The sequence below is a fragment of the Hydrogenophaga laconesensis genome (assembly GCF_031457235.1).
Lineage (GTDB): Bacteria > Pseudomonadota > Gammaproteobacteria > Burkholderiales > Burkholderiaceae_C > Hydrogenophaga > Hydrogenophaga laconesensis.
Genome location: NZ_JAVDWE010000003.1, coordinates 330,212 through 343,248 on the forward strand (window position 1 = coordinate 330,212; position 13,037 = coordinate 343,248).

The following is a 13,037-nucleotide window of genomic DNA, read 5'->3' on the forward strand; positions in this document are numbered from 1 at the left end:
GGCATGGCGCGCTCGCCCACGTTTGCCGAGCTGCGCCGCCACGCGATCGCCCGCAGCCTGTTCAAGCCAGTCACTTTGCCCGCGGCAGTGCGCCGCCTTGGCTTCGTGCAGGCCGACCCGATGCGCGCGCCGGCCCGTGCGCAGGACCTGATCCTCTACCAGCGCGTGCGCGACTACCGCGCGGGCGACCTAGAGCGCCGCTACGAACGGCTTGGGCTGGAGGAAGACGCGTTCGTCAACTATGGCTTCGTGCCTCGCGACATGCTGGCGCTGCTGCATCCGCGCACGCCACGCCGCCCTTGGGACGCTGACACCCAGAGCCGAGCGCGCGATGTGCTCGCCTTCGTGCAGGAGCGCGGTGTGGTGCATCCGCGCGAGGTGGGCGAAGCCTTCGTGCATCACGGCCGTGTGGCGGGCTACTGGGGCGGCGAACTCAACGCCTCCACCCGTCTGCTGGACGACATGCATCACCATGGCTGGTTGCGCGTGCGCCGCCGCGAGTCCGGCACCCGTTTCTATGAAGCCATGGCGCATGCCGCACAGGACGACAGCCCCGCAGCGCGCCTGGCACGGGCGCAAGCCTTGGTGGACATCATCGTGGCGCTGTACGCGCCCATACCTTCGCCCAGCCTCGGTTATCTGGTGACACTTCTGCGCTATGGTGCCAACCATCTCGCGGCCGAGGCACGGGCCGTGGTGAAGGTCGCACGCGAACGCTACGGGCATGCCGTGGTCGACGGTGTCACATGGTTCTGGCCGGCCGATGAAAACCCCAGCTCACGCCGTCACCAGCCCGATGAAGGGGTGCGGCTGCTGGCACCCTTCGACCCGGTGGTATGGGACCGGCGGCGCTTCGAGATGCTGTGGGGCTGGGCGTACCGCTTTGAGGCCTATGTGCCGGCACCCAGGCGCACCATGGGCCACTACGCACTGCCTGTGCTGTGGGGTGAACGCATGGTGGGCTGGGCCAACCTGCGCCTGGAGCGCGGGCAGCTCAGGCATCAGCTTGGTTTTGCTGATGGGCGGGCCGTCGTCGACCCAAATTTCAAACGGGGAGTCGACGAAGAATTGGCGCGCCTGCAGGGCTTTCTTGCTGGCTACAGAGAGTCGTCTCAGGGCGCAGCATCGGCATAGGCCGGGTGCCGGGGGCCGGGCAGCAGACCCTTGCCTGATTGCACCGACAACAGGCGTTGACTGGCAATGCCTGCAATTTCGTGGCTCTGGTCAGTCACCGAACTGATGACTTGCTGAACCACGGCGGTGATCAGCATACCCACCAAACCGTTGTTGTTGCTCTTGCCTTCCTCGCTCGACGCGCTGGCCTTGCCGTCCCACAGCAGTGTGCCCGTTCTGGTGTCCACCAGCCTGGCTTGTGCTTCCACCACGGTGGCGCTTCCCAGCACATAGTAGGTACTTCCATAGCGCTTGACATTGAGGTACAGGACTGCGTCTGCGCCGAAGATGTCGTTGAGCTTCTTCAGTTCGACGGCGTGGATGTCATCCGCTTGCGTCAAACCGTTCTGACGGAACGTTTCTTCCACCAGAGCGACAGGCAACACGTAGTACCCCGCTTCGGCCAATGGACGGCTGCTCTGCGAGAGCAGGCTGTGTGTCGCTTTGATATCGACGGATTCATTGACCGGAGGCAACACCAGGATGGAGCGGGGCCTGGCTTGTTTGAATGCGGTGTAGTCGTAGGCTTTTGGTGCCGCGCAACCGGTGAGCAGCGTGGCAATCGCCACAGTGGTCATCGAGATGAGCCGGGAGAGAGAAAGGGTCATGGCGGAGCTCACTTCTTCAACTGGGCCAACAGGCGGTTCATGAACGGCGCGGATTCTGGAAAAAGGGATTTCTCCTGTTCCAGCTGCTCGACCATTTGATCGTCTCGCCCGACCTTGGAATACAGCATGCCCAGATGGGCGTGCAGGCCGGGTGGGGGTGCAGTGCCATTCGCCTGGATTTTTTGCAGTTGCAGTTCCAGTGCGGCGATCTGCGCGTCGGCAGATTCACCCTTGAAGTGCCCGTACACCTGAGCGGGGTAGGTGTCCCATTGATAAAGGGGTTTGCTGGTGGCCATGCAGCCGCCCAACAGCAGCGTTGAGCCAAGCAGGGCCAATGCCACGGTATGTCGCATTTTTTGGACCTCCGTGTTTCTCAAGGTGCGGGGCGCCAGGCGCCGGAGTCGATGCCGGCCACCAGTTTCTCGACCGCTTCGCGGATGGCGAGATCGAGCACTTTGCCGTTGAGTGTGGCGTCGTAGCTGGCGGTACCACCAAAACCGATGACCTCACGGTTGCTCAGACTGTATTCACCCGCACCCTGCACCGAGTAAACGACTTCGGCCGTTGCGGTCTTGACGATGTTCAGGCTGACCTTGGCGTAGGCCGTCTGCGACTTGCCCTTGCCAAGAATGCCAAAGAGCTGGTGGTCGCCAACCTCCTTGCGTCCGAATTCGGTGACGTCGCCGGAGATGACATAGTCTGCGCCCTTGAGCTGCTGCGTTTGACCACTCAAGCCGGCCTCTTGCCGTGTTTCGCTCATGTTGTCGCGGTCCAGCACGTTGAAGCGGTTGGACTGCTGCAGGTGGGAGACCAGGATGGTTTTCGACTGGCTGCCCAGCCGATCCACACCGTCGGAAAAAATCCCGCGCATGTAGCTGGTGCGGTTGTCGAATTTGCCGACGGAAATAGGGGTGCGCGGGCCACTGTAGGTGGTGGTGGCGCTGGCCACCTGGGCCGTGGGCAGGCTTCTGGACGTCTCCGTGGCGCAACCGGCCAATGCCAGGATGGCGCACGCAGCAACTGTCCAGCGACGGACTTTGATCATGAAATCGCTCCCTTTGATACGAAAGGCTAGGTTAAAAAGCGGAGCGATTGGAACATGGGTTTGGGGCCGTTCCAGGCCAGCGTCGCGAGTATTCTTAGGACAGCTCTGCGATAAGTTCAATCTCTACACACGCACCCAGCGGCAGCTGCGCCACGCCGAACGCGCTGCGCGCGTGCGCACCCACGGTGGAACCGAACACCTCACCGATCAGTTCGCTGCACCCGTTGGTGACGAGGTGCTGCTCGGTGTAGGTGGCGGTGGAGTTGACGAGGCTGAGCACCTTCACGATGCGCTTGACGCCATCGAGGTCCGTGCCCGCGGCCTTGCAGGCGGCGTCCAGCGTGCCGAGCAGGTCGATCGCCACGGCGCGCGCGGCGGGCTTGGCTTCGTCGGTGGTCATCGTCAGGCCAAGCTGGCCGACCCAGGGCTTGCCGTCCTGCCGGGCGATGTGGCCGCTCAGGAAGACCAGCTTGCCGGTCTGCACGAAAGGCACGTAGGCGGCGGCGGGAACGGCCACGGGGGGCAGGGTGATGCCGAGTTGTTTCAGCTTGTCGTAAACGCTCATGGAAGGCTCCTGAAGAATGGAGCGGCTGATTCTAGCGATGGGGTTGCGCGTGCTCGGCCGCTTCGAGCTCGTCGAGTTCGTCGGGTGGTGCCACCGTCACTGCCACCGACAGCGTGTGCCGTGCACCGCTCTGGATCACGCCGCGCATGGGTGAGACGTCGGAGAAATCACGGCCCGTGGCGAGGGTGACGTAGTCCTCGCCGGGGCTGCCCCAGCCGCAGCGGTTGTTGGTGGGATCGAAATCGAACCAGGCACCCGCAGGCTCTTCGCCTGGCAGGGGTACATACACCGACACCCAGGCATGCGAGGCGTCGGCACCGATCAGGCGGGGCTTGCCTGGTGGTGGCCGCGTGAGCAGGTAGCCGCTGACGTAGCGCGCCGGCAGGCCGAGCGAGCGCAGGCAGCCCAGCATGATGTGGGCGAAGTCCTGGCAGACACCCTTGCCCTGTTCGAGGGCCTCAAGGGCCGGGGTGTTGACTTCGGTGCTGTCGGCCTCATAGGCCAGCTCGCCGTGGATGCGCTCCATCAGCGCGCGAGCCGCTTCCAGCGCAGGAAGGCCGGGTTTGAAAACCGGGCGGGCGAAGGCGGTGAAGGCGTCGTCGCGCGGCACATGGGGCGACGCGAAAAGGAACTCGCTCGCCGCGTCGAACGGTGCGTGGGCCCGGTAGCGGAAATGCTCGCGCACCTGCTCCCAGGCCATGCCGCGCCAGGGTGCGGTTTCCGGCAGCGGCTCGGGGGCGGTGGTGTCGACCAGGCTGTCGGCTTCCACCGTCAGCATGCTGTGGACGGACTGCAGCGAGAAGAAGGTGCGCTGGTTGCCGAACACGTCCGTGGTCTCGCTGCGCGCGGCGGGGTCGGGGTCGATGCGCAGTTCGTGCGACAGCACGCGCTGGGATGGCGTGTCGACCGGCCGCAGATGCACCATGTGCTGCGCCATGTCGATGGCGCCGTGGTAGCGGTAGCGGGTGCGGTGCAGGATGCGCAGGAGCATGGCGTGTTGCGTGGGGCCGGACCCGACATGTTAGTCGCTGTCCGGCCTGGCGCCTCGCGCCACGGCTCAGGCGATCAGGCCGCGCTCCCGTGCCATGGTCAGCGCCGTGTCCTCGATCATGTCTTCCTGGCCGCCGATCATCTTGCGCCGGCCGAGCTCGACCAGGATGTCCCGGGCCGGAATGCCCAGGCGGGCGGCGGCACGTTTGGCGTGCAGCAGGAAGGTGGAGTACACGCCCGCGAAACCCAGCGTGAGCGATTCGCGGTCCACGCGCACCATGTGCTCCATCATGGGCACGATCACGTCTTCGGCCAGGTCCATGAGCTTGAACAGGTCGACGCCGGTCTGGATGCCGAGCCGGTCGCAGACGGCCACGAACACCTCCATCGGCGTGTTGCCGGCACCCGCGCCCAGGCCGGCCACCGAAGCGTCGATGCGGGTGGCGCCGGCCTCGATGGCGGCGATCGAGTTGGCGATGCCCATGCCCAGGTTGTGGTGGCCGTGGAAGCCGATCTCCGTCTCGGGCCTGAGCACCTGCCGCAGCGCGCCGATGCGTTCGCGCACGTCGCCGGGCAGCATGTAGCCGGCGGAGTCGGTCACGTAGATGGTCTGTGCGCCGTACGACTCCATGAGCCGACCCTGTTCGGCGATGCCCGCCGCGTCGTTGAGGTGGGCCATCATCAGGAAGCCCGTGGTGTCCATGCCGAGCTTGCGCGCGAACGCGATGTGCTGCGGTGATGTGTCGGCCTCGGTGCAGTGCGTGGCCACGTGCACGCTGCGCGCGCCGCAGGCGTGCGCGGATTCCAGCTCGCGCATGGTGCCCAGGCCGGGAATGAGCAGGACCGAGATGCGCGCCTGCTTCAGCCTGGACGCCACCGCTTCCAGGTACTCCTCGTTGGTGTGCATCGCGAAACCATGCTGCAGCGAGTTGCCGCCCAGGCCCGCGCCATGGGTCACCTGGATCAGTGGCACGCCGGCCTCGTCGAGCCGGGTGGCGACCTCGACCATTTGCGGGATCGAAATCTGTTCGCGCTTGGCGTGCATGCCGTCGCGCAGGCACATGTCGTGCAGAACGACGCGGCGGCCGTGCAGGTGATTGTCTTGCGGGGTGCTCATCACAGGGCCTCCGTGGCGTGGGATTGCGCGAGGATCTCGTGCGCGAACTGTTCACCGGTGCGGCAGGCGGCGGCGGTCATGATGTCCAGGTTGCCCGCGTAGCGCGGCAGGTAGTCGCCGAGCCCGGCGACCTCCATGAAGACCGAGACGCGCCGCCCGTCGAACACGGGTCCGTTGACCAGGCGGTAGCCGGGCACGTACTCCTGCACGCGCACGATCATGTTCTGCACCGACTGCGTGATGCGCTTCTGGTCCGGCTCGGCGTCGGTCAGGCACTGGATGGTGTTGCGCATGATCATCGGCGGATCGGCCGGGTTGATGATGGCCAGCGCCTTGCCCCGGCGCGCGCCACCCACCTTGCAGATGGCATCGGACGTGGTATAGGTGAACTCGTCCAGGTTGGCGCGCGTGCCCGGCCCCACCGAGCGCGACGACAGGCTGGCCACGATCTCCGCGTAGTCGACCGACTGCACCGACGACACCGCATGCACGATGGGGATGGTGGCCTGGCCCGCGCAGGAGACCATGTTCACGTTGGATTCGCCACGGCGCGCCAGTTCGTGCAGGTTGACCGGTGGAATGCAGAGAGGGCCGATGGCCGCCGGGGTGAGGTCGACCATGGTCACGCCCAGGGCGTTGAGGCGACGCGAGTTCTCCGCGTGCACATAGGCCGAGGTGGCGTCGAAGGCGATCTGCACGCCATCGTCCTGCACGTGCGGCAGCAGGCCGTCGATGCCCTGGGCCGTGGTTTTCAGGCCGAACTCGCGCGCGCGCCGAAGACCTTCCGAGCCCTCGTCGATGCCGACCATCCAGACCGGCTCGAGCAGCTTGCTGCGGCGCAGCTTGTAGAGCAGGTCGGTGCCGATGTTGCCCGACCCGATCAGGGCGCATTTCACTTTCTTCATGGAGGTTCCTGGTTGCTAGACAAACTTGGCCGACACGCTGCCCAGGTGCTGGAAGCGCGCACTCACGTGGTCGCCGGCCTGCACCACCACCGCTTCGGTGATGCCGCCGCTAAGCACGACGCTGCCGGCGGGCAGCTCCTCGCCCAGTTCGGTGAGCACGGCCACAAGCATGGCCACCGCATCGGCCGGATGGCCCAGCACAGCGGCGGACGCGGCCAGCCCTTCGGCTTCGCCGTTCTTCTCGAACACCACACCGAGCGCATGCAGGTCCACATCCAGCGGCGAGCGCGGCCAGCCACCCGTGACGTAGCGGGCCGCCGAGCAGTTGTCGGCGATCACGCTGGGCATGTCGAACTTGAAGCCGGCGTAGCGCGAATCGATCACCTCCAGCGCGGGCAGCACAAAGTCGGTCGCAGCCAGCACCTGCTCGCGTGTGCAATGTGCGCCGCGCAAAGCCTGCCGCGTCACGAAGGCGATCTCGCATTCCACGCGCGGATGCACCAGGTCGTCGGTGCGGACGGCCGAGCTTTCCGGCCGTGCCATGGTGTTGGTCAGAAAGCCCACGGTGGGCGCATGCACGCCGACCTGGACCATCTTGGCGCGCGAGGTCACGCCCGCCTTCCAGCCCACGCTGCGTTCGCCACGCGCCAGCTTTCGGCGGCGCAGTTCGAGCTGCACCGCGTAGCCGTCGGCAATGTTCATGGCCGGGAACTCGTCGGTCAGCTTGGTGATCGGCTGGCTGGCCTGCTGTGCGCGGTCCACGCGCTCGGCCAGGCCGACGATCTCGCTGGAGGACAGGCTGGTCGCCATCATGCGCGTGCTCCCGAGTGAAAGCGGGCGCGGCAGCTGCCGAGCCCGCCGATAGTGCAGACGAGTTCGTCGCCGTCGGTCACCGGGACCAGGGCCGATTGCGAGCCCGACAGGATGATCTCGCCCGCCTTGAAGGGCAGGCCGAGCGCGCCCAGCGTGTTGGCCAGCCACACCACCGCATTCACCGGTGAGCCCTGCACGGCCGCGCCCGCGCTGGTGGAGAACAGCGTGCCATTCTTTTCCAGCACCATGCCGGCCAGCGCCATGTCGAAGCTGCGCGGGTGGGCCTTGGCCTGGCCCAGGATGAACACGCCGCACGACGCGTTGTCGGCCACCGTGTCCTGGATGCGGATGTCCCAGCCCTGGATGCGCGAATCCACGATCTCGAAGCAGGGGCTCACGTAGGCCGTGGCGCGCAGGACGTCGGTAGCGGTCAGGCCGGGCCCCTGCAGGTCGTGCTCCAGCACGAAGGCGAGCTCGGCCTCGGCCTTGGGCTGGATCAACCCGGAGAGGTCCACGCCTTCTTCCTCGGTGCGAAGCATGCCGGAGGTGAGCTGTCCGAAGTCGGGCTCGAACACGCCCAGGTAGTCCTGCACCGGCTTGCTGGTCACGCCGATCTTCTTGCCGACGATGGTCTCGCCCGTCTGCAGGCGGTGGCGCACCATGCTCAGCTGCACGGCGTAGGCGTCGGCCACGGTCATGTCGGGCTCGCGCAGTCGCAGAGGCGGCACGGTGGTGCGCGACATCAGGGCCTGGTGCAGCTCGAGGCCGTATCGGTTGGCGGTGGTGGTGTCCATGGGGTTCATGCCTTCGCGCTTGCGGCGGCTTCGCGCCGCTCGATTTCCTGGCCGCGCAGCACACTGGCCGGCACGCCGCCGATGCCCCAGTTGTCCGGGTGCACCGGCCAGCAGGCGCCGCGCACCAGCGCCGCGTCCACGCCCAGCACCTCGACCACGATGCGGGTGAAGCCGGCCAGCAGCTTCTGGCGCTCTTCCACCGGGCGGCCTTCGAGCGTGACGAAATGGAAGTAGGGCGCACGCGCACCGCTGTCGTTCACCAGCCGGCCGCCAATGGCCACCGCGCCGGGGCTGTGCAGGTGCGCGAACACCCGCACGCGGTCCACCGGGCTGGCGAGCGCCTCGGCGAAGAAAGTGGAACTCTCCAGCAGCAGGCGCTCGATCTGCGCCGCGCTGTACTGGTCCTCGACCAGGTGGTATTGCAGGATGGGCACATCAGCTCCTAGTTGCAGACTTCGCTGCCGGTCCAGGCGCGGGCCTTCTGCATCACCGCGTCGCGGTCGAAGCGGTTGGCCGCGGGCAGCAGGCTGCCGTCCATGAAGCTCTTCACCGGCACCAGGGTGGCGAGCGAGCCTTCTTCCTTCATCATCTTCTGGTACTTCTCGTACAGCACCTCGTCCAGGCGGCCGAAGGTGTCGTCCTTCTTGCGCTCGAAGTACGGCGACTTGAAGCGGATCTCGGCCATGCCCTTCTCGTTCGCGCTGGCCGCGTCCAGGCCAGACTTGCCGGCCGGGTTGGCGCGCCAGTACATCTCCAGCGTCTGCTGCGGGTTGGCCAGCATGAACAGGTTGGCCTTGGCCAGCGCGCGCGAGAAGCGTTCCAGCTGGTCGCGCTTGCTGGCCAGCGTCTTGTCGGAAGCGAAATAGCCGCCGTTGCCGAAATCGGCGATTTCCGGGTGGTAGAGGTAGCGGAACTTCGCGCCCGAGCGTTCCAGGCCGGCGAAGGCCGCGTCCCACAGGGCCACCGCCTGCACCTGGTTGCCGCGCAGCGCCGCCAGCGCGCTGTCGCCGATGCCCACCGGCAGGAAGGCGCTGTCCACCGGCTCCAGGCCCGCGCTGCGCAGCATTGACTTGCCCACGATCACCGTCGCGCTGCCCATGTTGGACACGCCGATCTTCCTGCCCTTGAGGTCCGCGATCGACTTGATGTCGCTGTCCACCGGCACGCCGATGAAGTAGATCAGCCGGTCGAACGCCTGATAGAAGAACTTGCCGCGGATGCCCTTGTCGTAACCCAGCAGATAGGGTTCGTAGGACACCAGTGCGATGTCGGCCTTGTCGCCCGCCACGAGTTGCGTGGCCAGTGGCGCGCCGCTGGTGTACTGCAGATCGACCTGCAGGCCTTCGTCGCGGAACAGGCAGGCCTGCTTGGCCACATAGATCGCGATTGCGTTGGTGTTGGGCGCGGGCACGCCGGCCTGCACCACCAGCTTGTCGGCCGCGTGGGCCGCGCCGAGCAGGCCGCACAGACCGATGGTGGAGAAGATGGCCCGGGCCTGTCGGGCCAGGCGGGCTTTGAGTTGGGAACGCATGGTTTTGTCTCCTTGTTGGTCGAAAAAAATCAGGCCGAAACCGCATCTGTCGGGCGTTCCCAGAACACCCAGCGACGAGCCACCCAGCGCAGCGCGAGGTTGAGCGCCACACCCATGAACGAGAGATAGAACAGCACCGAGAACACGCCGGCGACATCCACACCGGCCTGGCGCTGGATCACGAGGCTGCCCAGGCCGAGCGAGGCACCGATGAACTCGCCCACGATGGCGCCGATGACGGCGAAGATGATCCCGACCTCCAGCCCCGCGAAGAGGTAGGGCAGCATGCCGGGCAGCTGCACCTTGCAGAAGGTGGTCCAGCGGCCGGCCTTCAGTGCGCGCATGAGCAGCAGGCGGCGCGGGTCGGTGGCCTTGAGGCCGGCGATCACGTTGACCAGGATCGGGAAGAACGCGATCACCGCCGCAGTGACGATCTTGGGTTCGATGCCGAAGCCGAACCAGATGATGAAGAGCGGCGCCACCGCCACCTTGGGCACGGTCTGCAGCGCGAGCACAAAGGGATAGACCACCCGTTCGACGGTGCGCACCAGCGCCACCAGCGTGCCCAGACCCACGCCGATCACGGTGGCGAGCAGGAAACCGGCCAGCACCTCGACCAGTGTCTGCAGGAAGTGCGGAAAGATCAGGCCGGAGGTGAAGTCCTGCGCCACGCGGGCGGCGATGGCCATTGGCGAGGGCAGGATGAACTGCGGCACCTGCAGCCAGCGCACCGCCAATTCCCAGATACCGAAGCCGGCCAGGGTCACGGCGATCACCAGCAGCGTGTCGCGCGATATCCCGCTGCGCACCGGGGTCTTCTTCGCCGGTGCGGAAGGCGCACCGGCCAGGCTTTGCGAAGGGTTCATGAAGCGTCTCCGGTGACGTTGAGCAGGCCGCGCAGGTGCGACACGTAGACACCGAAGCGGTCCGATGCCATCAGCTCGATGGGGCGCGGCCGTTCGATGTCCACCTGCACGATTTCGCGCACGGTGGACGGGCGGCCGCTCATGACGAACACGCGGTTCGCGAGAAACGCCGCCTCGGCGATGGAGTGCGTCACGAACACCACGGTGGCGCCAGATTCAAGGCTGATGCGCTGCACTTCCAGGTTCATCTGCTCGCGTGTCATCGCGTCGAGCGCGCCGAAGGGCTCGTCCATCAGGATCAGCTGTGGATCGAGCATCAGCGAACGCGCGATGGCCACGCGCTGTTGCATGCCACCCGAAAGCTCGGATGGCAGCTGCTGTTCGAAACCGGCCAGGCCCACGAGCTGGATGAGTTCGCGGGCCTTGCGGGCGCGCTGCTCGCGCGGCATGCCCACCACCTCCCCGGGCAGTTCCACGTTGGCCTGCACCGTGCGCCAGGGGAACAGCACAGGGTCCTGGAACACGATGCCGAAGTCCGGGTGCGTGTCGTGCGACGGTTTGCCGAAAGTCAGCGAGCCCGAGCTGGGTCGCACCAGGCCGGCGATCATCATGAGCAGCGTGCTCTTGCCGCAGCCCGACGGGCCGAGGATGGCGATGAACTCACCCTGCCGGATGGTGGCGCTCACCGACGCCACGGCCTGCACCATGCCGCCATCGCGCGTGGGGTAGCGCTTGGCGAGCTCCTTCAGCTCCAGCGCCACCGGAGCGAGCGCGCGCAAGGGTGTCACGGCGGGGGGAGGGCTGGCCCTCATGGCTTGTCCCATGTCTGTCTCCAATGTTTTTTGTCAAGGCAGTCCGCGGCGCATGCCGCTGTCGAGGAACAGCGTCGAGCCCGCCAGTGCATCGGCTTCCGGTGCCAGCAGCAGGCTCACCGCCCAGGCCACCTGATCGAGCGTGGTCAGCGCGCCGATGGCGGATTCCCCGCGCATGGCGTCGAGCACGTCCTCGATCGATCGGCCTTCGCGGTCGGCACGGCCTTGCGCCACCTTGCGCAGGCGATCCGTGTCCATCGGGCCCGGCGCCAGCAGGTGGCTGGTGATGCCTTGCGGCCCGTGGGCCCAGTTGAGCTGGCGCACGAGGTTGGCCAGCGCGGCGTTGGCCACGCCGGCACCGGCGGTGTAGGCGGTGGGTTCGAAGCCGTAGTGGCCCCCGATCGCGACCAGGCGCGAACCGCGCGACATGCGTGGCAACACCGCACGGGCCAGCCGCGCCATGCCGCCGGCCTTGATGTTGGCCACCAGCCCGAGCGCATCGGGTGGCACGTCGGCGACGCCGCCCGCCACCGGCAGGCCTACCGAGAGCACCGCCATGACGACCGGGCCGTCGAGCGCCTGCGAGATGGCCGCGATGGCGGTGTCGCTGCCGATGTCGGCCGCGCAGGTGCGGATGCCGGGCACGCTGCGTTGCAGATCGGCCAGCGCCCCGGCGCTGCGCGCGACCGCGAGCACGTTCAGCCCCTGGCCCGCCAGCCGCGCCACCAGCACCTGACCCAGCGCCCCTGTGGCGCCGACCACCACCGCCGTCTTCGCTGCGCTCATTGCAGCTCCACGGGCTGTTCGAGAAAGCGCTGGTACTGCTGTGACTTCGGTCTGTCCTGGTCCTCGGGCAGCACGTAGCTGATGGTGGAGCGGCCGTAGTGCGTTTCGGGCACCAGCATCACGCGGACGAAGTTCATCGGGCCCTGATCCCAGGCCTTGGCATAGACGGAATCGGGGCCGCGTTCGAGCCAGGTATCACCGGGCTTGGCGGTCCACTGGTGGCCCATCGAGTCGATGAAGATCTCGCCCGTGTGTGCGCATCGAACGCCGGCCGCCGCGTGGGTGTGCGTCAGCGCCTCGCCACCGGGCGGGAAGGACACGCGGTCGCAGCGCAGCGCGTACTTCATGCCGTCCTGGAGCGCGGGCAGCGGGTAGATGCCCTTGACGTCGCTGGTGCCGCCAGGTTGCGGGCCCGTGTCGCTGTCGATGGCATCGTCCACCGCCTCCAGCTCCCAGCGCCAGCAGACACTGCCGTCCTCCAGCGATTCGAGTTCCGCGTTGATGCCGGTGTACGCGGCTTCGTCGGTGCGCAGTTCGGTCACGCTGCCGTTGGCCGTGAGGCGCAGGCGACCCTGGCGGCAGAACACCACGCGGTGCAGTTGCGGCAGCACGATGGACTGGCCGCGTTGCAGGTGGTCGTGGACGATGCGCAGTTGATAGTCTTTCATCGGGTGGTCTCCTTTTTCAGCAGGGGTTTGACGTCGTAGTGCGGCGCGATGCGGAAGTCGTGCACTTCCATGCTGGCCCACACGTTGTTGATGCGATACGGGTCGGTGTTGAACCAGTCGTCGAGCTCCTCGCGGCTCTCGAACTGCACGAAGGCGGCGGAGCCAACGGCGTTGCCCGCGGCATCGAGCAAGGCGCCGCCCATGATCAGACAGCCCCGGTGCTGGAACTCTTCCGCTCTCGCGAGGTGCAGGGGGCGCGTGGCGGCGCGGCGCTCGGGCGCCTGGGGGTCGGTGGCATCGCGCAGGTAGACGAGGAACTGCATGCTGGTGGTCTCCGTGTGTTCTTGGCTTGAAAAGGCGTGCA

General features: G+C 66.8%; 17 protein-coding genes. 1 reads left to right on the forward strand and 16 read right to left on the reverse strand.

Annotated elements, in window-relative coordinates; translation table 11 throughout:
• Window positions 1-3: 3 nt before the first annotated feature.
• Window positions 4-1,134, forward strand: coding sequence for a DNA glycosylase AlkZ-like family protein (locus J2X09_RS08235; RefSeq protein ID WP_204732228.1), 1,131 nt, complete (start codon window positions 4-6; stop codon window positions 1,132-1,134).
• On the opposite strand, the gene J2X09_RS08240 is transcribed toward J2X09_RS08235, so the two are convergent.
• The 16 genes from J2X09_RS08240 to J2X09_RS08315 all read right to left on the reverse strand — a co-directional run bounded on the left by J2X09_RS08240 (window position 1,113) and on the right by J2X09_RS08315 (window position 12,996).
• Window positions 1,113-1,781 carry a DUF799 domain-containing protein gene (locus tag J2X09_RS08240; protein WP_204732227.1) on the reverse strand — a complete coding sequence of 223 codons (669 nt, stop codon included), beginning with the start codon at window positions 1,779-1,781 and terminating at the stop codon, window positions 1,113-1,115. The two genes, J2X09_RS08235 and J2X09_RS08240, sit on opposite strands and share 22 nt — an antisense overlap.
• Window positions 1,782-1,789: 8 nt before the next feature.
• Complete coding sequence (locus J2X09_RS08245) at window positions 1,790-2,122, reverse strand: DUF4810 domain-containing protein (RefSeq protein WP_310307958.1); 333 nt, start codon at window positions 2,120-2,122, stop codon at window positions 1,790-1,792.
• Between the two features lie 32 nt (window positions 2,123-2,154).
• A complete protein-coding gene (locus tag J2X09_RS08250) occupies window positions 2,155-2,826 on the reverse strand; it encodes a CsgG/HfaB family protein (RefSeq protein ID WP_204732225.1) in 672 nt (223 codons plus the stop codon).
• Between the two features lie 94 nt (window positions 2,827-2,920).
• Entirely contained in the window at window positions 2,921-3,391 is a 471-nt protein-coding gene (locus J2X09_RS08255; protein WP_204732224.1) for a RidA family protein, read from the reverse strand.
• A 31-nt stretch (window positions 3,392-3,422) separates the two neighbouring features.
• Window positions 3,423-4,382 carry a transglutaminase family protein gene (locus J2X09_RS08260; RefSeq protein WP_204732223.1) on the reverse strand — a complete coding sequence of 320 codons (960 nt, stop codon included), beginning with the start codon at window positions 4,380-4,382 and terminating at the stop codon, window positions 3,423-3,425.
• A 66-nt stretch (window positions 4,383-4,448) separates the two neighbouring features.
• Window positions 4,449-5,498: a 4-hydroxy-2-oxovalerate aldolase gene (gene dmpG, locus J2X09_RS08265; protein ID WP_204732222.1), complete on the reverse strand. Its 1,050-nt coding sequence runs from the start codon at window positions 5,496-5,498 to the stop codon at window positions 4,449-4,451.
• Complete coding sequence (locus J2X09_RS08270; RefSeq protein ID WP_204732221.1) at window positions 5,498-6,403, reverse strand: acetaldehyde dehydrogenase (acetylating); 906 nt, start codon at window positions 6,401-6,403, stop codon at window positions 5,498-5,500. Before J2X09_RS08270 ends, dmpG begins: the two co-directional genes overlap by 1 nt.
• Window positions 6,404-6,418: 15 nt before the next feature.
• A complete protein-coding gene (dmpH, locus tag J2X09_RS08275; RefSeq protein ID WP_204732525.1) occupies window positions 6,419-7,213 on the reverse strand; it encodes a 2-oxo-3-hexenedioate decarboxylase in 795 nt (264 codons plus the stop codon).
• Window positions 7,213-8,010: a fumarylacetoacetate hydrolase family protein gene (locus tag J2X09_RS08280; RefSeq protein WP_204732220.1), complete on the reverse strand. Its 798-nt coding sequence runs from the start codon at window positions 8,008-8,010 to the stop codon at window positions 7,213-7,215. Before J2X09_RS08280 ends, dmpH begins: the two co-directional genes overlap by 1 nt.
• A 5-nt stretch (window positions 8,011-8,015) precedes the next feature.
• On the reverse strand, window positions 8,016-8,444 hold the full coding sequence (locus J2X09_RS08285) for a tautomerase family protein (RefSeq protein WP_204732219.1): 429 nt from the start codon (window positions 8,442-8,444) through the stop codon (window positions 8,016-8,018).
• A gap of 8 nt (window positions 8,445-8,452) precedes the next feature.
• Window positions 8,453-9,541 carry an ABC transporter substrate-binding protein gene (locus tag J2X09_RS08290; RefSeq protein WP_204732218.1) on the reverse strand — a complete coding sequence of 363 codons (1,089 nt, stop codon included), beginning with the start codon at window positions 9,539-9,541 and terminating at the stop codon, window positions 8,453-8,455.
• Window positions 9,542-9,570: 29 nt separating this feature from the next.
• Window positions 9,571-10,407, reverse strand: a complete 837-nt coding sequence (locus tag J2X09_RS08295) for an ABC transporter permease (RefSeq protein ID WP_204732217.1) — start codon at window positions 10,405-10,407, stop codon at window positions 9,571-9,573.
• Window positions 10,404-11,231, reverse strand: a complete 828-nt coding sequence (locus J2X09_RS08300; protein ID WP_310307961.1) for an ABC transporter ATP-binding protein — start codon at window positions 11,229-11,231, stop codon at window positions 10,404-10,406. The genes J2X09_RS08295 and J2X09_RS08300 overlap by 4 nt, the downstream gene beginning before the upstream one ends.
• A gap of 21 nt (window positions 11,232-11,252) precedes the next feature.
• Entirely contained in the window at window positions 11,253-12,005 is a 753-nt protein-coding gene (locus J2X09_RS08305) for an SDR family NAD(P)-dependent oxidoreductase (RefSeq protein WP_204732216.1), read from the reverse strand.
• Window positions 12,002-12,673 (reverse strand): hypothetical protein, encoded by a 672-nt coding sequence (locus tag J2X09_RS08310; protein ID WP_204732215.1) that lies wholly within the window; start codon window positions 12,671-12,673, stop codon window positions 12,002-12,004. The genes J2X09_RS08305 and J2X09_RS08310 overlap by 4 nt, the downstream gene beginning before the upstream one ends.
• Entirely contained in the window at window positions 12,670-12,996 is a 327-nt protein-coding gene (locus J2X09_RS08315) for a YciI family protein (protein WP_204732214.1), read from the reverse strand. Before J2X09_RS08315 ends, J2X09_RS08310 begins: the two co-directional genes overlap by 4 nt.
• Between the last annotated feature and the right edge of the window lie 41 nt (window positions 12,997-13,037).